The sequence below is a fragment of the Burkholderia sp. BKH01 genome (genome assembly GCF_025685725.1).
GTDB classification, from domain to species: domain Bacteria; phylum Pseudomonadota; class Gammaproteobacteria; order Burkholderiales; family Burkholderiaceae; genus Burkholderia; species Burkholderia pyrrocinia_C.
The window spans coordinates 303,061-321,136 of sequence record NZ_JAOTQT010000001.1; the positions used below are offsets into that span (position 1 = coordinate 303,061).

At 64.5% G+C, this 18,076-nt stretch carries 16 protein-coding genes and 1 pseudogene; 10 read left to right on the forward strand and 7 right to left on the reverse strand.

The features are described from left to right. Positions 1-9 precede the first annotated feature (9 nt). Together OEJ37_RS01380 and OEJ37_RS01385 are read left to right on the forward strand one after the other, a co-directional pair. On the forward strand, positions 10-1,314 hold the full coding sequence (locus OEJ37_RS01380; RefSeq protein ID WP_254624562.1) for an amino acid permease: 1,305 nt from the start codon (positions 10-12) through the stop codon (positions 1,312-1,314). 539 nt (positions 1,315-1,853) lie between these two features. Then, positions 1,854-2,099, forward strand: a pseudogene (locus OEJ37_RS01385) (helix-turn-helix domain-containing protein); the annotation flags it as partial. 9 nt (positions 2,100-2,108) lie between these two features. Here OEJ37_RS01385 and OEJ37_RS01390 read toward each other — a convergent pair. The 3 genes from OEJ37_RS01390 to OEJ37_RS01400 are packed head-to-tail and all read right to left on the reverse strand — an operon-like array spanning position 2,109 to position 3,935. Further along, positions 2,109-3,035, reverse strand: a complete 927-nt coding sequence (locus OEJ37_RS01390) for an NADP-dependent oxidoreductase (RefSeq protein WP_263342935.1) — start codon at positions 3,033-3,035, stop codon at positions 2,109-2,111. After that, positions 3,035-3,463, reverse strand: a complete 429-nt coding sequence (locus OEJ37_RS01395) for a nuclear transport factor 2 family protein (RefSeq protein WP_174418506.1) — start codon at positions 3,461-3,463, stop codon at positions 3,035-3,037. The genes OEJ37_RS01390 and OEJ37_RS01395 overlap by 1 nt, the downstream gene beginning before the upstream one ends. A gap of 28 nt (positions 3,464-3,491) precedes the next feature. Then, positions 3,492-3,935: a DoxX family protein gene (locus tag OEJ37_RS01400; RefSeq protein ID WP_411859217.1), complete on the reverse strand. Its 444-nt coding sequence runs from the start codon at positions 3,933-3,935 to the stop codon at positions 3,492-3,494. A 102-nt stretch (positions 3,936-4,037) separates the two neighbouring features. Between OEJ37_RS01400 and OEJ37_RS01405 the strand changes: the two genes are divergently transcribed. Next, positions 4,038-4,946, forward strand: a complete 909-nt coding sequence (locus tag OEJ37_RS01405) for a LysR family transcriptional regulator (protein ID WP_263342936.1) — start codon at positions 4,038-4,040, stop codon at positions 4,944-4,946. Positions 4,947-5,212: 266 nt separating this feature from the next. On the opposite strand, the gene OEJ37_RS01410 is transcribed toward OEJ37_RS01405, so the two are convergent. Further along, complete coding sequence (locus tag OEJ37_RS01410) at positions 5,213-5,650, reverse strand: Rrf2 family transcriptional regulator (RefSeq protein WP_263342937.1); 438 nt, start codon at positions 5,648-5,650, stop codon at positions 5,213-5,215. Between the two features lie 82 nt (positions 5,651-5,732). Here OEJ37_RS01410 and OEJ37_RS01415 point away from each other — a divergent pair, with 82 nt between their 5' ends. The 3 genes from OEJ37_RS01415 (at position 5,733) to OEJ37_RS01425 (ending at position 8,317) form a co-directional block, all read left to right on the forward strand. Beyond that, positions 5,733-6,707, forward strand: coding sequence for an alpha/beta fold hydrolase (locus OEJ37_RS01415; RefSeq protein WP_174418502.1), 975 nt, complete (start codon positions 5,733-5,735; stop codon positions 6,705-6,707). A 192-nt stretch (positions 6,708-6,899) separates the two neighbouring features. Further along, positions 6,900-7,496, forward strand: a complete 597-nt coding sequence (locus OEJ37_RS01420; RefSeq protein ID WP_263342938.1) for a hypothetical protein — start codon at positions 6,900-6,902, stop codon at positions 7,494-7,496. Positions 7,497-7,933: 437 nt separating this feature from the next. Continuing rightward, complete coding sequence (locus tag OEJ37_RS01425) at positions 7,934-8,317, forward strand: ATP-dependent protease (RefSeq protein WP_263342940.1); 384 nt, start codon at positions 7,934-7,936, stop codon at positions 8,315-8,317. A 292-nt stretch (positions 8,318-8,609) separates the two neighbouring features. On the opposite strand, the gene OEJ37_RS01430 is transcribed toward OEJ37_RS01425, so the two are convergent. Then, positions 8,610-10,034, reverse strand: a complete 1,425-nt coding sequence (locus OEJ37_RS01430; RefSeq protein ID WP_263342941.1) for a PLP-dependent aminotransferase family protein — start codon at positions 10,032-10,034, stop codon at positions 8,610-8,612. A 447-nt stretch (positions 10,035-10,481) separates the two neighbouring features. Between OEJ37_RS01430 and OEJ37_RS01435 the strand changes: the two genes are divergently transcribed. Together OEJ37_RS01435 and OEJ37_RS01440 are read left to right on the forward strand one after the other, a co-directional pair. Further along, positions 10,482-10,796 (forward strand): helix-turn-helix domain-containing protein, encoded by a 315-nt coding sequence (locus OEJ37_RS01435; protein WP_175919852.1) that lies wholly within the window; start codon positions 10,482-10,484, stop codon positions 10,794-10,796. Then, the gene (locus tag OEJ37_RS01440) at positions 10,789-12,963 is read left to right on the forward strand and encodes a DUF4132 domain-containing protein (protein WP_263342942.1); all 2,175 of its coding nucleotides are present in this window, start codon (positions 10,789-10,791) and stop codon (positions 12,961-12,963) included. Before OEJ37_RS01435 ends, OEJ37_RS01440 begins: the two co-directional genes overlap by 8 nt. A 10-nt stretch (positions 12,964-12,973) precedes the next feature. Here the strand turns inward: OEJ37_RS01440 and OEJ37_RS01445 are convergent, their stop codons facing one another. Further along, positions 12,974-14,386: a PLP-dependent aminotransferase family protein gene (locus OEJ37_RS01445; RefSeq protein WP_263342943.1), complete on the reverse strand. Its 1,413-nt coding sequence runs from the start codon at positions 14,384-14,386 to the stop codon at positions 12,974-12,976. Between the two features lie 231 nt (positions 14,387-14,617). Here OEJ37_RS01445 and OEJ37_RS01450 point away from each other — a divergent pair, with 231 nt between their 5' ends. Both OEJ37_RS01450 and OEJ37_RS01455 read left to right on the forward strand, forming a co-directional pair. Continuing rightward, the gene (locus tag OEJ37_RS01450; RefSeq protein ID WP_263342945.1) at positions 14,618-15,847 is read left to right on the forward strand and encodes an NAD(P)/FAD-dependent oxidoreductase; all 1,230 of its coding nucleotides are present in this window, start codon (positions 14,618-14,620) and stop codon (positions 15,845-15,847) included. A 40-nt stretch (positions 15,848-15,887) separates the two neighbouring features. Continuing rightward, positions 15,888-17,039 carry a branched-chain amino acid ABC transporter substrate-binding protein gene (locus OEJ37_RS01455; protein ID WP_174418494.1) on the forward strand — a complete coding sequence of 384 codons (1,152 nt, stop codon included), beginning with the start codon at positions 15,888-15,890 and terminating at the stop codon, positions 17,037-17,039. A 25-nt stretch (positions 17,040-17,064) separates the two neighbouring features. Here OEJ37_RS01455 and OEJ37_RS01460 read toward each other — a convergent pair whose 3' ends face one another. Beyond that, positions 17,065-17,985, reverse strand: coding sequence for a hypothetical protein (locus OEJ37_RS01460; RefSeq protein WP_175919717.1), 921 nt, complete (start codon positions 17,983-17,985; stop codon positions 17,065-17,067). Between the last annotated feature and the right edge of the window lie 91 nt (positions 17,986-18,076).

Sequence of the window (18,076 nt, forward strand, 5' to 3'; positions counted from 1 at the left end):
CACGTCGTCATGCTGTCGATTGGCGGCAGTATCGGAGCCGGACTCTTCGTCGGTTCCGGCCACGCGATTTCAGAAGCCGGACCAGCGGCCATTCTTGCCTATGTTTTCGCCAGCATTCTCGTCGTGCTGGTCATGCGGATGCTGGGAGAGATGGCCTGCGCGATGCCTGATTCAGGTTCGTTTTCCACATACGCTGATAAAGCGATTGGACCGTGGGCGGGCTTCACGATTGGCTGGCTGTATTGGTGGTTTTGGGTGCTGGTTATTCCGCTTGAAGCGACGGCGGCGGCCAACATACTGAGCGGCTGGTTTCCTCAGATTCCGATGTGGGAGTTCTGCCTCTTCGTGACGCTGCTGCTCACGGGCACCAATCTCGCCAGCGTGAAGCACTACGGTGAACTCGAATTCTGGTTCTCGGTCATTAAGGTGACGGGCATTCTTCTGTTTATCGGTTGCGGCATTCTGGCGATATGCGGTGTTATCCCCGGCGTCCACATCAATCCGACGGCGAACCTGACGAGTCACGGTGGCTTCATGCCTCGCGGCTGGACTCCGATTGTCGCAGCACTGCTTACGACGATGTTCACCTATTTGGGAACCGAGGTTGTAACGATCGCTGCGGCAGAGTCTACCAATCCCGCCCGAGAGATTTCGCGAGCTATCACGTCTGTGGTGTGGCGTATCTCTCTGTTCTATATCGGCTCTGTTCTGGTCATTATTTGCATTGTTCCATGGAGTGACCCGCAGCTTACGCAGATCGGTTCGTATCAGGCCACACTGAAAATCCTTCACGTTCCCTATGCGAAGCTGTTCACAGATATGCTGGTTCTTGTGGCAGTCGGAAGCTGTTTGAATTCTGCCTTGTATACGGCCTCGCGCATGCTGTACTCGCTCGCGTCACGAGGACAGGCCCCCGAAATCGTCACGAAAACCAGTGCCGTCGGTGCTCCGGTCGTGGCGGTGATCGGCTCGACGCTCGTCGCGTTCGTGGTGGTAGCGGCGAACTATCTTGCTCCGAAGTACGTGTTCGATACGCTGCTGTCTACAACAGGTGCTATCGCGCTAGTGGTCTATCTGGTTATAGCATTGAGCCAATTGAAGCTCCGCGCTCGGCTGGTCGCCGAATCGAAGCTCAAGGTCAAGATGTGGCTTCATCCTTGGCTCGGGCTTCTGGTGGTGGCACTCATCATCGGCGCATTTGTCGTCATGGTTCGCAGCGAAGACCATCGGCAGGAAGTCATCGCGACTATTGGTTTCAGCGCGGCACTGGCGGCGTTCGGCCACTGGCAACAGGGCCGTAAGCGTATCCGATAACGGTTAGCCGAGTGCGGCGGGCTGCGGTGCAGCCTGGAGCGGCCATTCGCAAGATCAACGCGAGTGTCCGCCTAGGGTTGAACCGGTCACGGTCCGCTGGGGCCGCCGCCAGTTTGAGACATAGCTACCCGATTGAATGTCGCTTCTTGGTGATAGCTGTCTGAGCGAATCCGCCGCTAATGGGCGCCCGAGAGACGGTATTCGGAACCGGCCTGCACCCCTCTCATCTCGTGCGTTGCATTGCCGCGTCGTCGAAAAAGTGTCCCGGCAAGGCCGGGGCATTCGCACACCCCTCAATCAATTCGCGAAATCGGTAGCTTCGGAAGGGCCTCTCCACGCGTCGAGATCTGTCGCGACAGCGTTAGCCTTGACTGCCGCGAGTTCGTTGGCGATCTTGCTGCCAGACAGATGCAGCGGCGGCGTCTCGCACTGGCTGCCTGGATGATCAGCAGTGCCAGCTTGTCAGGGTCTCAGGCCTGATGGCCGTGCAGCATGCCAAGATGCAGGTCGAGCGACGCCCTGGCCTCCGAGTAGTCGTCGATCACACCAACTTTCGTACCGTGACGCAGACATCGTCGATCCAGTACATCAAGTCCACTCCACTTCATCAGGTGCGTCTCATGATGATCCGCGACGGCGTAACCGCGGCAGCGGGACGCGTTGGATACGAAAGCGCGTCCCAGTTCAGCCGGGAGTTCAAGCGCCTGGTTGGCCGGACGCCGGTCGAGGAAGCGCGCGACATGCGCGAATCATTCACGCTCTCGCCGGCGGTCCGCTTCGGGACGCAGGCTTTGCTAAGCGGCTACATCGAGTGTCACCTTCCCGCGCACGTGGCCGCTCATGCTCCGTGCAAGGGCATGGCTTGCCTTCGGAAAGGAAAAGACCGAATCAATGTGGGTGCGCAATTCGCCTGAGGCATAAAGTGCGGCCAACGTTGCAAGCAGCGATCCGTCGGCACGGGTAGCGAAGTTTTTGCCCGTGGCCCCGACATCGTGGCCGCGCGCAGGGTCCGGCCTGCTGACGGTGGACACCAGTATTCCGCCCGGCGCCAGCACGGACCATGATCGCGCCTGCGTATCGCCGCCCAGGAGGTCCAGCACCACATCAAATTTCGACGCGCGCGCCGCAAAATCTTCCGCGGCGTAGTCGATCACGTCCGTGGCACCGAGGCTTTGCACGTAGTCCCGATTGCCGCCCGACGCGGTGCCGGTCACGCGGGCGCCGGCCAGTTTGGCGAGCTGCACGGCAACGCTGCCCACACCACCTGCCGCAGCATGAACCAGAACTGATTGACCGGCCTGCAACGCGCCATGTTCGTGCAGCGCCTGCCAGGCCGTAAGCGACGCAGCCGGAATAGCGGCCGCCTCCAGGAAACCAAGAGACGCCGGTTTGCGCGCAAGCCGAGCAGCGTCGACAACAGCGCGCGTGGCGAAGGCGCCGACGATGCCGATAAATCCCATCACCTCGTCTCCTGGCGCCAACGTGGTGACGTTGCGCCCGACTGCGATGACGGTGCCCGCGGCATCCACGCCTGGCGTGAACGGTAACGGCAACGGTATGAACGCCTTCATTGCGCCGCTGATAATTTTCCAGTCGATCGGATTCACGGACGCAGCGGCGACATCGATCAGCACTTCGTTATCGCCGGGCACGGGGTCGTCCAGTTCGGCCAGCGTCATGATGTCCGGGCTGCCATAGGCAGCAACACGTATGGCTTTCATTAGATGCTCCTGGAAGAGACACCCACGATGGGGGCATCGAGTGCGAGTGCGGCCTGCACCGGATCGAAATACTCGCGCAGGTGCGCGATTCGGCCATCACGGGCGGTAAGGAATACGACGTACTCCTGCCGGTAGGTCCGACCAGTGGCGGAAATCAGCCCTTCGGCACGCACTCGCGCGACGGCACGCTGGGGGTCGTCGGTGGCGATGACCACGGCGTCGAAGAAGCGGAAGTCCTTGACCGCGCCCACGAACCAGTTCACATGCCGCCGCACGGCGTCGCGTCCGTCGAGCTGCAACGGATGGCCCAGGCTGGGAGCGTAGGGCAAATCCCACACGATGTCGTCGGCGATCAGTTCCTGCCATTGCTGCTGATCGCCCACCAGCCATTGGAGGTGTTGCTGCAAAAGTTCTGTTGCGATGCTCATGATGCTTTTCTCCTCTGGATGAATACCGTCAGGCAACTATCCGCCGGGCCGGCGCGCGGCGGTTGTCAACGCTGAAGGCTCCGGCGCCGAACGCCGCGACCTGCAACAGGCCGCCGGCCATAGCGAGGTTTTTCAGGAAATGGAACATCTGGTTCTGGTCGGCCAGCGCGTGGTGAAAAATCAGCGCGGTCACCACGGCGTATGCCGCCAACAGCAGCGCAACCAGCCGCGTCTTGTAGCCGGCTGCCAGCAGCACGGCGCCAGCCAGTTCCAGTACCGTTGCGCCGATCAGGCCCAGTGCGGGCGCTGGCAGGCCCAGCGATCCGATGTAGCCCATGGTTGCCCCCGGGGCCAGAAGTTTGCCGATGCCGCTGACAAGGAAAATGACGGCAATGAGCGTGCGGCCGATCGCCGGCACGGCGGAACGGCTGTTGATGTTGGCGTTGATGTTGACGTTCAGGTTCGAGTTCATCTTGGTCATCCTTTTCAAAGAGTGGATGACCGAAGAGTAGAGACTTGACAGATATCCAGGAAGCCTATATTTCTAGATGCTATCCATCTAGCGGATAGATACATGCTCGACGCCGTCTCGCTGGACCAGCTCCGTACCTTCATCGCCGCCGCGGATGAGGGCAGCTTTTCCGCGGCGGGCCGCAAACTGCTGCGCGCGCAGTCGGTCGTCAGCCATACGCTGGCCAATCTGGAACGCCAGATCGGTGTGCAGCTATTCGATCGCACCGGGCGCTACCCTCGGCTGACGGAGCAAGGGACGGTACTGCTCGCGCAGGCGCGGCTGGTGGTAAGTGGCATGGACGGCTTCAAGTCCAAGGCGCGAGCGATTGCCGACGGACTCGAACCCGAGTTGTCGGTCGTGGTGGATGTCATGTATCCGATGGCGTCGCTGACCGATGCCGTCGGAGCATTCCGCAGCGAATTTCCTCACACGCCGCTGCGGCTTTACGTGGAGGCGCTTGGCGCCGTCATGCAACCCGTACTCGCACAGACGTGCCGGCTCGGGATCAGCGGCTCGATGCCATCGGTGCCGGAAATTCTGGATGCGGAGAAGATGCTTGATGTGCCCATGGTCACGGTCGCCGCGTCTTCGCATGCGTTGGCATCCCGCAAGGGAATCATCCGGACAGGCGAACTCAAGGACCAAGTCCAACTGGTGCTTACCGACCGCACGACGCTAACCGAAGGCGCGACCTTCGGCGTGTTCTCCCCGCAGATCTGGCGGCTTGCCGATCTGGGCGCCAAGCATGCATTCCTGCGTGCCGGATTCGGATGGGGTCATATGCCGGTGGCAATGGTTCAGGCGGATCTGGACGCCGGCACCCTGGTTCCTTTGAGGATCGAGGCCTTTCAACCGCATACGCCGCCGATTGCCATGTTTGCGGTTTATCGGAAAGACACACCACCTGGCCCTGCCGGTCGATGGTTTCTCAAACGGCTCAAGGGTGCGCGTGGCACGGATGAACCGTGACCGGCTGGATCACTCCGGGCGTCTCCTTCCCATCCAGTTTCGGTCGGACACGGGGCCGACACGACTGGTCGATAAGGGCCGGGTTGAGCCAGTCGCGGTTTGTCGGAGCGGGCACCGACCGGGTTCGGCCATCAAGAGGCATTGACGGCACGCAAACCGACGGCCGCTTGCGGGCTGGAAGCTGACACACTTTCATGCCGCAAATCGCTATCGGCCAGGTGCTTGATGCTAGCCTCCATTGCCACCCATTCCGTTGCTCCGCGAGATTACCTACTCGTTTTGCGCGACTTTGACGACGTCACGTCGTGCGCGATCTCGGAGAGTAGCTTGTCACCAAGCAATTGAAGCAACGTATTTTCCGCTGAACCCAACGCCTCATTGATGTGGCGATTTACCGCCGCCTCCACCGGACAAGTGTGATTGTCGTCGGCTAGGCCGATCACAAACGGCGCGGTATGTCCAATGGCCTCGTAGACATCTCTCACCGTAAGATCATTGAGGTCACAGGCGAGCGCCCAGCCTCCGCCTGGACCACCAGTCGACTTTACGTACCCCGATTCGCGTAGCGCGGCCATCGTTCGGCGGACAAAGACGGGGTTCGTATGCAGCATCAGCGCAATCGTCTCTGAGGTGGTCACACCTCCTCGAAGATGCATGTGGATGAGGATGTGCAGAAGTCGAGCCAGTCTGGTATCGCGTTGCATATTCGGAAGCTTGGTAATGTGCAACTTTTAATGTTACGCTATCTCGGGATCCTTGTGTGCATCCATCTCTGCCAGAGCAACCATGACCGCATACCGTCAAACCTTTATTGAAGCAAACGGAATTCGCCTGCATGTCGCTGAACAGGGCGACGGCCCGTTGGTGCTCCTTTGTCACGGCTTTCCTGAGACCTCGCATGCTTGGCGCCATCAACTGGCGGCACTTGCGCACGCCGGCTTCCGCGCAATAGCACCGGATCTGCGTGGCTACGGATCAAGCGAATGCCCAACGGCAATCGGACAGTACACAACGTTAGACGTTGTCGGTGACCTGGTGGCGCTCGTTGACATTCTTGGAGAACGCGACGCAGTTGTTGTAGGAAACGATTGGGGTGCAACCATTGCGTGGCAAGCCGCGTTGCTTCGGCCTGACCGCTTTCGCGCTGTCGTTGCGCTCGGGGTGCCAATGATGGGCCGCGCGCCGATGACGCCGAGCCGGCTTTTTCCGCAGACCGACCAAACGAGGTTCTATACGCATTACTTTTCCGAACCTGGGTTGGCCGAAACCGAACTTGAGCGTGACGTTGCCACGACATTGCGCAAGATCTATTTTTCCGCATCAGGCGACGTCGGAGCCCGCGACGTAAATACGCCCAATCCATTCGGACTCGTGCCGCGGAGTGGTGGACTCCTTGACTCTCTGATTGATCCACCTTTGTTGCCCGCGTGGCTCGCACCCACCGACCTCGACAAGTTTGTGCAAGCATTCAGCATTTCTGGCTTTCGCGGTGGATTGAATTACTACCGCAACCTCGATCGAAATTGGGAAGTGCAATCGGCTTTGGAGGGCCTGCTCGTCGAGGTTCCCGCCCTGTACCTTGTCGGCGAGCGAGACACAGGTCTGGCAATGCCAGGCATGCACGAAATTATCGACGGCATGCCCCTGATCGTGCCCAGGCTGTCGGCTTCTCGGGTCGTTCCGCGAGCAGGGCATTGGCTGCAACAGGAGGCGCCGGATTTCGTCAACGCGGCATTGATTGACTTTCTCCGCGATCTTTGATGTACACGGGCGCGATCTGACGGTTCAACTACGGTTAGCGGCCATTCCGCCCGCAGAACGGTATGTCGGAGAAGGGTCGACTTCCGCCGGGTGCATTCGGCTCAACGCCGACATCTGGCATCGGGCCACCGTCGGGCCGGAGTCGGCCATGACCGGTCCGTGCTTCCGTCACTCAACTGATTCGAACCATATATGTGGCCCTTCAAAAAGCGCGCGGCCGCGTCGCCAGCACACCCCGCCCCGCCCTCGGAAAAGGTCGTAGAGGCTGCGGCCGATCCAGGCGGTCAGGTTTACTGCCGCGTTGAATTCGAATCGAATGGCGAGAAGGCTTTACAGCGGCTGACGGAATTCCTTGACCTCGTGAAGGCGGCGAAAGATAGCGATGAACCCGCCGACGAGTCGCAACTATCGGCTTATCTGACCGATTGTGAGCGTTCCTACTTTTCGAACCTGACCGCGGAAGAAGTGGCTGAGTGGAACGAATATTGGTTCTCCACTCCGCTTCCGAAGCGACATTCCCCTGAGATGCTGACGCCGCAGTGGGACTTCGCTTCCATGCTTGATGCATTCTGGAATGCGGACTACGACCTCATCGCAATCCGACCGCGAGCGACACGGCATGTGTTGGAGTTCAACCCGCATGGTTACCCATATGGCGGCACCGGCAGTCTTGTTGCGCTGGTTGAGTGTTTCGGCCATCGAGTCGTCGGCGTTGATGACGGAACGGGATATGAGAAATACGTGCCACGTACGAACATCTGGAAGCCGCGTGCCGGCCGTGTTGTCTGACCTCGCATTGCGGCCGCACCGAATGACTGCTTCGGAGCAAGACCGATGTCCGCTTGCGGGTCGTTTTGAGCCGCCCAAGGCACCCCGGGGAGGTACCCGGCGGAGTCCGGTTCGGCCATCACGAGCCATTCGCGACCAGCGCCCGCACCGGCGCTTAAGTGCCGCAGTGACGCTTGCGGCGATACGCCCGAAACTTGTTCCGCAATCTGCCGCGCCCGGTTGTTTTCGTCGCGGTGCTTGCCGTGCAGCAAAATGAGCGTCCTGTTGCCCGAGCGTCCCCGATCAGTGGCCCACTGGAAGGCGTGAACTTCCCGATCATGGTGCCTTTGCTCTGGCCAAACGTCGGCGCCAGGCAGCGTGTTGCACCGTCCGGATTCGAGGCATCTGCCCCGGTGCGGCCCATGCGATGATGTGCCATGACCGACATGAGAGATGAAATGACGACGACATTCGACGAGGCGACAACGGCGGCGATCGTCGCGTTTGCGCAATTGGATTTCTACACGGCTGTGCAAGCGATGCGTGCCGAGGCCGATTACGACCGTGAACGAGACCAGTGGATCTCGCGCTATATCGACGAACACGGCGGCGGCGCGGACGATGCAGCATACGACGCCTTGCACGCGCAGGCCCAGGCAACCCCCGAATACGCGCAATTCGTCGATGCGGTTCGCCTGGAAATCCTGGAATACTTCGGCGTGACGGACAATCAACTGGGTTGGATGGCCGTGCTGCGCAATGACGACAGCGATGAGCTTTGGGCGGAAGTCAACCGGCAGCGGAGCGCGCTGGGAACCGGTGAAGTGCGTGGAGATCTCTGATCATCGCTTCCCATTGGGGTCTCGAGTCGTGCTGGGTACGGGGCTGGTGTCAGGTCGGTCGCGTGGTGCGCCGGGCTCTCGGTTGCTGCAACCGATCCGTTAAGGAAGAACAAGCTTTCGGATCTTCGAAACGAGTGACCGCTGTGCTCTGACATTTGCCCTCGGAGGTGCAACGGCTCGACCGGCAGCAACGGGTCGGCAAGCAACATCCACGGGAACGCACGAAGCCCCAAGAAAAAGCCGGCACCAGGCCGGCTTCGTCGTCGAAGCACAAAAGACAACGCATGCCCCATCACCGCATGCACGCCGCGGCCAGCTTCCCGACCGCGATCACCGCCTGCTCGATTTCCGGTGACCACGGGCTGCTGTAGTTCAGCCGGATGAAGTTCCGGTAGCTGTCGGTAATCGAGAACATGTAGCCGGGCCCGATCGTGATCCCCTGCTCCAGCGCGAGCTGATACAACCGCATCGCGTCGACCTGCGCGGGCAGTTCGACCCACAGCACATACCCGCCGGCCGGGCTCGAAATGCGCGTGCCCTCCGGAAAGAACCGCGACACCATCGCACGCATCAGGTTCGCCTGCTGTGCATACGCCTTGCGCAAGCGCCGCAGGTGATGCTCGTAGCCGTCGCGTTCGAGAAACTCCGCGATCGCGAGTTGCGGCAACGACGGCGTCGCGAGCGTGTTCAGGAATTTCAGCTTCTCGACCTGATCGCGATAACGTCCAGGCAACGCCCAGCCGATCCGGTATGCAGCCGTCAGGCTCTTCGAGAACGACGAGCAGTGCAGCACGATTCCGCTGCGGTCGTAGGACTTCAGCGAACTCGGATGCACATCGCCGAAATACAGTTCGTTATACACACCGTTCTCGATGATCGGCATGCCAGCCTTCGTTGCGAACTCAACCAGCTCGCGCTTGCGCTCGTCGGGCATCTGAAAGCCGAGCGGGTTCTGGAAGTTCGGCATCACCATGCATGCGGCGATCGGCTGCGACTTCGCGATCGCGGCCAGCGCCGCGATGTCGATCCCGTATTCCGGATGCGTCGCGACCTCGATCGCCTTCATCCCCATCCGCTCGATCGCGTGCAGCATCGCGTAGAACGTCGGCGACTCCACCGCGATCGTATCGCCCGGCTTCGCCACCGCCTGCAGACACAGGTTGATCGCCTCCGTCGCGCCGACCGTCACGATGATCTCGTTCGGGTCCACCGACATCCCGTTTTCCAGGTAGCGGCGCGCGATCTGCCGGATCAGCCGTGGATGGCCGGGCGGCAGCCCGTCCGTCACACCCCAAAGCGATTTGTCGCGGCCGGCCGCGTACGCATAGCGGTTCAGCTTCTCGAACGGGAACAGGCTCGGGTCCGGATACGGCGAGCCGAGCGGCACCGCGTCGTCGGTTCCGATCGAGCGCAGCGTCGACAGTACGAGCCGGCTCACGTCGACCGACGACGAGATCGCGATCGGCTTCGACGGCCGCAACTCGCGCACCGGCGCATGGCCGTCGTCGCGGCGCAGGTTCACGAAATAGCCCGACTGCGGCCGGCTTTCCAGCAGCCCGCGGCTTTCGAGCAGCAGGTACGCATGCAGCACGGTCGTGATGCTGATCCGGTGCTGCTGGCTCGCCTGCCGCACCGACGGAATCCGGTCGCCGTGCCGGTACACGCCCTGGCGGATCAGGCGCTCGATATCGTCCGCGAGTTTTTCATAGAGCTTCATCGCGCGCCTCCCGCCGGCATGCGCCACCGCGTCGCCATTCCGTGCGCGTTCGAATCGCACGTGTTCCGCCCGCCGACCGGGCCGTCGTGATTCCTGATCTTTCCCTCCGGTTTTGCCTTTTCCATCGCACTGGCTCTCTCTTGAAGATGCGCCGGCAGGGGTCCGATACGACTGGATCTGCGGCACTGTGCACTTGATGATGGAATCTTAAAAGCAGAACAGTCGGCGACGAGTACACACATCGATCGCGCGAACAAGAGTACAGTTCGGCGCGAATCGCGCCGGGAGAGAGAACTGTACGTCTTATGAAATTCCCGGGTGGCCGGAAGCCTTGCGCGGCACCGCCGGCGCCGGCCCGAAGCGACGGCCGCACGGCCTTTCATCGGACTAGCGCAATTGGGGTGCAATACTGTGCGATCGCACGGTTTTCACGGGTGGATTCAAACCATGCAGCACACGATCGAACAGGCATCCGGCCGCGGCGGCGTGATCCGCGCGGCCCGGAAAATACAGAACTGGCGCCGGAACGACACAGCCGGCCGCGTCGGCGCCAGCGAGTCGTTCATGGTCAGGGCCGAATGCGGCGCGGACACCGTCCAGCGGGGCAAGGTGTTCCAGGTCCTGCAGGGGCTCGGCGTACGGATCGCCGTCGACCTCCTCGATGCGCGCGGCGAACTGCCCGAACGTGAATCGGCATGCGCGAACCACCGCGCCGACATCCGCGCATCGCGCGCCGCCGGCAAGGAGAGCACGCATGACTGATCGCGCGCTCATCGCCTTGCTCGTCGCGCGGCTGACCGGCACCGCCGACCATCCGCGCTTCACCGGCACGCCGATCGACCTGTCGACGCTCGACGCGCACACGCTCGGCACGGTGTGGCCGGCGCTGCGCCGCACCGAGCACGAGATCAAGCCGCCTGATTACGCATACGACGATCCGCGCGCCGAATTCGCGCGCTGGCTGCGCGGGCAGATCGATGCGCTCGGTCTCGTGCCGCTCGTCAGCGCCGATGCCGCGCTCGAACTGTTCCGCGACGTCCCGCCCGGCGCATGGAAGCGTGCGCTGGAGGAACTGCCCTGCCTCGACGCGCTGCCGTCGCCCGCGCTGCAGGCCGAACTTGCGCGCATCGCGGGCGAGCCGGAGGAAGGCAGCCTGCGCGCCGCGTCCGCGTACGGCGCCTATGCGCTCGACTGGTTCGCCGGCCGCCGCGACTTCTCGGCGCGGCGCGACGCGTATGCGCAAGCGCTGGCCGATTCGCCGTTTCGCGTGCGCGAACTCGACGTGCTGCCCGAGCTCGGGCCGGCCGCGCTGCTCGCGCTGGCCGCGACGAACGACGGCTATTTCGCGCCGAAGCGGCTGTGGATCGACTTCAGCGATCCGGCCGTCACGCTCGCGGAAGACGCCGCGTACGTCGAATTCGCGCGCGACGCGCTGACCGAGGCCGCACGGCAGGTCGCGGCGATTCATGCCGGCACCGTTCCGTACGAGGCCGATCGCGCGTTCACGACCGACGACGCGCAGGTCGTCGCCCGCGCGGCGCGCGTGGCCGCCTATCGCGACGAAGCGTGGCTGCGCCCGCTGATCGGGCCGCTGCTGACGGGCGTGTGCGTCGCGCCGACCGCCGCAAAGACGGCACCGTCGCAGTCGCTCGCGATCGCGCTCGGCCACGCGGTCGAGACGATCCCGACACCCGAGAGCGTGCGTGCACTGCGCGACGCGCTGGCCGCCGTGCGCCACGCCGGCGTGCAGAAGAAGCTCGCGCGCAACCTGAAGCCGGCCGAACGCGCGCTCGGCGAGCGGCCGCATACCGCGCTGCGCATGACGCTCGACGCGAAGCCCGACAAGAAGCAGCTCGCGATGCTCGCCGCGTGCATGGAAGCGGGCTTCTGGCAGCCGATGACGCTCGGCCATGCCGAATGGCGCGAGCGGCTCGTCGATGCGCCGGCCGGCGCCGCGTTCTCGGCGCGCATGATCTGGCAAGCGTGCGGCAGCGATGGATCGACGCAGTCGTTCATGCCTGAAGTCACGAAAGGCAAGGTCGTGCTGCGCGACGCGGCCGGGCGCGCGTGCGACGTCGCCGATGACAGCGACATCCGCTTATGGCACCCGCTGCTGGCCGATGCGGACGAGCGGCTCGCGTGGCAGCAAGCGATCGTCGGCCGCGCGCTGCGGCAGCCGGTCAGGCAGGCATTCCGCGAATACTACGTGCCGGCCGACGGCGACGCCGCAGCCAGCGATTCCGCGATGTTCGAAGGTCATGTGCTGTCGAGCCGGCCGCTGCTCGGCGTCGCACGCCGCGAAGGCTGGTCGATCCGCGCGTACGACGACGGGCTCGTCCGCGAGTTCGGCGACGTGCGTGCAACCTTCCTCGTCGATGCTCGGCTCTATCCCGGCTCGGAGAGCCACGGCACGTCGCGCCGGCTGTACTTCGAACGCCGGCGCGAACGACGCTGGGTGCCAGTGCCGATCGGCGAGATCGATCGTGTCGTGTTCTCGGAAGCGGCGCGCGCGGTCGACCTGCTCGTCAGCGTGGCCGCGTTCGCGCTCGACGACGACGCGACGCGCGCGGCAGCCTCCGCACAAACGGTCGACCCGATCCGCCAGCGCGAAATCGAAGCGGAACGCTGGCAGCGCCTGAACCGGCTGTCGGATTTGCCGCTGGGCGTGATGGCTCGGCATCGCAAGCACGTGCTGTCGCTCGTGTTCGCCGACGCGATTGCGCAAGGAAGGATGTCGATCGACGAACGTCATGTGCGCGTCGGCGCGTGGTCGGTGCATTGCGCGACCGGCCGCGTGACACGTGACGGCGAACCCGTCGAACCCGCGACCGAGCCGCCGCCGTCGCCGCTGCGCGCGGTGCCGTGGCTGCCTTACGACGAAGCGCTGCTGCAGCGGATCGTCGACGTCGTCGCGGGCTTGCTCGACTGAGCGCCCGCCGTCAGATCGAACCGAACAGTGCGCGCGGCCGGTCCTTCAGCGTGCCGGACAGAATCCGCAGCCCGTTGACGAGTTCGTCGCGCGTGGCCGGGCACGCGAGGTTGATGCGCACGCCGTGCTCGATTTCCGCGCGATCGACCGCGAACGTCGACGACGGCATCACGATCACGCCGCGCGCCTTCGCGTTCGCGGCGAAGTCGTCGGCGCGCCACGGCGGCGGCAGCCGCAGCCACACGAACATGCATGCGGGATCGGACTTCAACTGCCCGGCCGGCAGCAGTTCCCGCGCGAGATCGACGCGTGCGCGGATCTCCGCGAGTTGCGCGGCCATGATCCGCTCGGCGGTGCCGTCCTCGATCCATACCGTCGCGATCAGCATCGACGTGGGCGCGGGCATCCATGCGGTCGTGCGCACCGCTTCCGCGCACAGCGCGACGCTGTCGCGCGGGCAGCTCAGGTAGCCGAGGCGCAACCCCGGCGCGAGGACCTTCGACGTCGCGCCGATATGGAACGTCAGCTCGGGGCACAGCCCCGCGATCGCCGGCAGCCGGTCGCGCACGAGCGGGCCGTACACATCGTCCTCGATGATCGTCACGTGATGGCGCCGCGCGACGTCGACGAGCGCCATCCGGCGCGCGAGGCTCATCGTCGTCACGGTCGGGTTCTGCAGGTTCGGCACGACGAAGATCGCCTTGACCGGCATGCGCAGGCAGATCCGTTCGATCTCGTCGGGCAGCAGGCCGTCGTCGTCGGCCGGCGCGCTGACGATCTCGAACTGGAACACCGGCGCGAGCGCCTTGAGCCCGTAATACGTGAGGCGATCGGCGACGATCACGCCGTCGGTGCCGATCAGGCTGTTCAGCACCGCATACAGCCCGTGCTGCGCGCCGCTCGTGACGACCACCTGGTCGCGCGACGGCGCGAAGCCGGGCGCGGCAAGCCACTGCGCGCCGGCCGCGCGTGCCCAGTCGGGCCCCTGCGGCGGCTGGTATTCCTGCAGCGCGGCGAAACGCGGGTCGTTCGACAGCGTGGCGAACGTCTGCGCGAGGCTCGCGAGAAACTCGCCGGTCGCCGGGCGGTTCACGGTCAGGTCGATCACGCCGTTGCCCGCCGCGAGCGCCGCGCGGGCCGGCGCGATGCTCGGCATCGCGCCGCCGGTGACGAGCGAGCCGCGGCGCTTGCTGCCGATCACGAGGCCGCGCAGTTGCAGTTCCTTGTACGCGCGGGACACGGTCGACACGTTGATGCCGAGCTCGGTCGCGAGCTGGCGCTGCGGCGGCAGGCGGCTGCCCGGCGGATACGTGCCGTTGCGGATTTCCTCCTCGATCGAGCTCGATACCTCGACATAAGTCGGCCGCTTTGCCTGCACCGGCGCACCGCCGTCGCGCTCGCCAGAAAGTTTGTCTGATGCCATTTATCGCCTGTGACCACACAAAAAGCGTTTGTCTGCCATTTTGGCCTGCCCAGCGATTGTATATGACATCCCCTCCCCGTCAAACGTCAGCGGAAAAGTCTGTTGAATCAGCCAATTGAAATCGGGTAAACACTAGCACCACACAATCTCATTTTGATTGCACACAAAAAATTACTGTGTGATTCTTTATCTCAACTTTGTGTGAACCATGTGTGCCGGAGGGAATGCGTCATGGCGAATATCGCCATCGTGGGTGCAGGCTTCATCGGGCTCGGCGCGGCAGCATGGCTGCAGCGCGACGGGCATCGCGTGACGCTGTTCGATCCGGCCGGCGTCGGCCACGGCGCGTCGTTCGGCAACGCCGCGACGTTCGCGCCGTACGGCTGCGTGCCGGTGAACGGCCCGTCCGTGTTCCGCAACATCCCGCACTTCCTGTTCGCCGCCGACAGCCCGCTGCGCATCCGCTGGCCGTACCTGCTGCGCGGCGCGCCGTGGCTCGCGCGGTTCCTGCTCGCATCGACACCCGCGCGCCACGCAAGCAGCGCGAGCGCACTGGCCGCGCTGCTGTCGCGCGCGGCCGACGGCTATGCGCCGCTGCTCGCCCCGCCGCGACTCGCTGCGTTCGTGCGGCCGCGCGAGTGCCTGTACCTGTACGCGCGGCAGGCGTCGTTCGATGCCGCGCAGCCGTCGCTCGCGCTGCGGCGCCGGCTCGGCGTGCCGTTCGAGTTGCTCGACGCGAGCGCGATCCGCCGGCTCGAGCCCGCGCTCGCGCCGATCTTCGCGCGCGGCGTGCTGTTCGTCGGAAGCTGGTTTTTCTCCGATCCGCACGGGTTTCTCGGCGAACTGTTCGCACATCTCGCCACCAGCGGCGCGACGCTCGAACGCGAGCGCGTCGAGCGGATCGAGCCCGTCGGCGACGGCGTGAACGTGCACGCGGGCGGTTCGGTGCGCACCTTCGATCACGTCGTCGTTGCCGCGGGCGCCCGCTCGCGTGAATTCGCGGCCATGTGCGGCGACACGGTGCCGCTCGATACCGAGCGCGGTTATCACGTGCAGTTCGCCGCGCATGAGCAGATCGTCACGCGGCCGGTCGGCTGGGCCGAGCGCGGTTTCTACATGACGCCGCTCGACGAAGGGCTGCGCGCCGCCGGCACCGTCGAGCTCGGCGGCTTCGGCGCGCCGATGAACCACTCGCTCGTCGCGCTGCTCACGCGCTCGGCACGCGAGGCGCTGCCGTCGCTCGGCGCGCCGACGCGCAGTTGGCTCGGCTTCCGGCCGACGCTGCCGGACGGCGTGCCGGTCATCGGCCGCGCACGCGACAGCGCGCGCGTGATTCACGCATTCGGCCATCAGCATCTCGGCGTGACGCTCGCCGGCATCACCGGGCGGATCGTCGCCGACCTCGTCGCCCAGCGCGCACCGCCGCTGGACCTCACGCCATACCGGGCCGCGCGATTCTGACGCGCGCCGCGATTTCAACCACTGCAAGGAGGCATGCATCATGAATCGTCGTAACTGGCTGGTTTGGCTGGCCGTCTGCTCGCTCGGCACGGTCGCCGCGTCCGCGCAGGCCGCGGACCCGGAAACCATCAAGATCGGCTTCGCCGGCCCGCTGACGGGGCCCGTCGCGCGCGTCGGCAAGGACCTGCAATACGGTGCGCAGCTCGCGCTCGACGAGGAGAACGCGAAGCATCCGACCATCGGCGGCAAGCCGGTGCGCTTCGCGCTCGACGTGCAGGACGACCAGGCCGATCCGCGCATCGCGATCCAGGTCGCGCAGAAACTCGTCGACGACGGCGTGGTCGGCGTGATCGGCCACTACAACTCGGGCTGCAGCATCCCCGCGTCGGCCGTCTACCGGCAGGCGAACGTCGCGATGATCACGCCCGGCTCGACCAATCCGCAACTGACGATGCAGGGCTTCAAGAACGTGTTCCGCACGATGGGGCACGACGGCATCGGCGGCGTGGTGGCCGGCCGCTTCGCGGTCGAGCAGTTGAAGGCGAAGCGGATCGGCATCATCGACGATCGCACCGCGTTCGGCCAGGGGCTTGCCGACGCGTTCGAGAAAGGCGTGAAGGATGCGCACGGCAGCGTCGTCGACCGCGAATACACGAACGACAAGGCTGTCGATTTCCGCGGCATCCTGACGACCATGAAGAGCAACAACGTCGACCTGCTGTTCTTCGGCGGGCTCGACGAACAGGGCGCGATGCTCGTCAAGCAGATGCGCTCGCTCGGCATCCGCGCGCAACTGTTCGGCGCCGGCGCGCTGAAAAGCAACGCATTCCTGAAGATCGCCGGCAATTCGGGCGAAGGCACGCAGGATCTCGAACCAGGCCCCGCGCTCGACAAGCTGCCGTCCGCCGTCGCGTTCGCGCAGCGCTACAAGGCGCGTTTCAACCAGGATGTCGAGCTGTATGCGCCGTTCGCGTACGACGCGGCGCTCGCGATGATCGCGGCGATCCGCAAGGCCGATTCGGTCGATCGCGCCAGGATCGTCGCGAGCCTGCCCGGCGTGTCGGTCACCGGCGTGACCGGAAAGATCTCGTTCGACGAGCGCGGCGACCTGATCAAGCCGCCCTACACGCTGTTCCGCGTCGAACAGGGGCAGTGGCGCAGCATCCGCACGGTCGGCGGCGCGTCGAACTGAGCGGCAGGACAGCAGGCGGCGGCGCCTATCGCGCCGCCTGCTGGCGCTGTATCTCCTGCGCTTTCATCTGCAGATACGCGCTCTTTTCCACTTCGTGCAGTTGCTGCGGATACTGCTCGGTCGCATCGAACCAGCGTGCGAGGCGCTGGTCGAGCGGCTTGTCGAGCGTCGCGAGATACGTGTCGATCGCGAGGTAGTAGCGCATCGTGTTGCGCTCCAGCAGCCCGCGCACGCCGCCGATGTACTGCGGCTGCGCGGCCGATGCGCCGCTGGCGGCCGTGAACCCGACCTTGTCGCTGCCGACCGTCGCAAGGTAGGTCTTCATCGCCATCCTGCCGACCGTGCCGAAGCCGTACGAATACGTGAGGTGCAGGAACGTGCGCGACGCGCCGACCGGCACGGCCTCCAGCGCGATCCGGTAATCCTTCGTGCCCATCGGTCCGCTGTCGGCGGTCAGGTCGACCTGGAAGTAGTCGGGCGCTGCGGCCGCCACGCGATAGCGGAACTGCAGGCGATAGGTATCCGGCAGCTTCTGCTGGATCTTGCGGCCGAGGTTCACGTCGAGCACCGGGCCGTTGCTGCCGCTCGACGCATGGCAATACTTCGTGTTCAGGTGCAGGATCAGCACCGCGCACCAGTTCGCCGGGCCCTGCGCGGGATCGTCGAGCTGGCCGTTCACGACCGCGAACGGATAGTCGACCACCGCGTAGATGTCGCCCTTCAGCGACGACGACGCCTCCGACGATTCGAGGTACAGCGGCCGGTGAAACACGTTGTCCTTAAGTTGCGCGCCGAGGCTGTGGTAGCGGTCGAGCAGCGCCGCTGCGCCGCCTACGCCTTCCGCGCCGAACGCCAGCGCGCTCCAGCCGACACAAAGGGCCGCGACGAGCGCGTGCCAGGCGCGACGCGCAAGCTGCGTGCCGCGCGGATGTCCGGATGTCTCCATTCTTGTGCTCCCTCCGGGCGCGCGCTGGTCGCGCGCATGTGTCACAGAATACGCCTGCGCGCTGCACGACGTGGCGCATCGCGCACGGCCG

What these genes read in the sequence shown, in the direction of transcription:
- OEJ37_RS01395 (WP_174418506.1), bottom strand. Translation starts at nt 3,463, where the DNA reads ATGAGCATCGCAACAGAACTTTTGCAGCAACACCTCCAATGGCTGGTG.
- OEJ37_RS01425 (WP_263342940.1), top strand. Translation starts at nt 7,934, where the DNA reads ATGACGACGACATTCGACGAGGCGACAACGGCGGCGATCGTCGCGTTT.
- OEJ37_RS01450 (WP_263342945.1), top strand. Translation starts at nt 14,618, where the DNA reads ATGGCGAATATCGCCATCGTGGGTGCAGGCTTCATCGGGCTCGGCGCG.
- OEJ37_RS01390 (WP_263342935.1), bottom strand. Translation starts at nt 3,035, where the DNA reads ATGAAAGCCATACGTGTTGCTGCCTATGGCAGCCCGGACATCATGACG.
- OEJ37_RS01435 (WP_175919852.1), top strand. Translation starts at nt 10,482, where the DNA reads ATGCAGCACACGATCGAACAGGCATCCGGCCGCGGCGGCGTGATCCGC.
- OEJ37_RS01460 (WP_175919717.1), bottom strand. Translation starts at nt 17,985, where the DNA reads ATGGAGACATCCGGACATCCGCGCGGCACGCAGCTTGCGCGTCGCGCC.
- OEJ37_RS01440 (WP_263342942.1), top strand. Translation starts at nt 10,789, where the DNA reads ATGACTGATCGCGCGCTCATCGCCTTGCTCGTCGCGCGGCTGACCGGC.
- OEJ37_RS01380 (WP_254624562.1), top strand. Translation starts at nt 10, where the DNA reads ATGCTGTCGATTGGCGGCAGTATCGGAGCCGGACTCTTCGTCGGTTCC.
- OEJ37_RS01405 (WP_263342936.1), top strand. Translation starts at nt 4,038, where the DNA reads ATGCTCGACGCCGTCTCGCTGGACCAGCTCCGTACCTTCATCGCCGCC.
- OEJ37_RS01430 (WP_263342941.1), bottom strand. Translation starts at nt 10,034, where the DNA reads ATGAAGCTCTATGAAAAACTCGCGGACGATATCGAGCGCCTGATCCGC.
- OEJ37_RS01445 (WP_263342943.1), bottom strand. Translation starts at nt 14,386, where the DNA reads ATGGCATCAGACAAACTTTCTGGCGAGCGCGACGGCGGTGCGCCGGTG.
- OEJ37_RS01400 (WP_411859217.1), bottom strand. Translation starts at nt 3,935, where the DNA reads ATGAACTCGAACCTGAACGTCAACATCAACGCCAACATCAACAGCCGT.
- OEJ37_RS01410 (WP_263342937.1), bottom strand. Translation starts at nt 5,650, where the DNA reads ATGCAACGCGATACCAGACTGGCTCGACTTCTGCACATCCTCATCCAC.
- OEJ37_RS01415 (WP_174418502.1), top strand. Translation starts at nt 5,733, where the DNA reads ATGACCGCATACCGTCAAACCTTTATTGAAGCAAACGGAATTCGCCTG.
- OEJ37_RS01455 (WP_174418494.1), top strand. Translation starts at nt 15,888, where the DNA reads ATGAATCGTCGTAACTGGCTGGTTTGGCTGGCCGTCTGCTCGCTCGGC.
- OEJ37_RS01420 (WP_263342938.1), top strand. Translation starts at nt 6,900, where the DNA reads ATGTGGCCCTTCAAAAAGCGCGCGGCCGCGTCGCCAGCACACCCCGCC.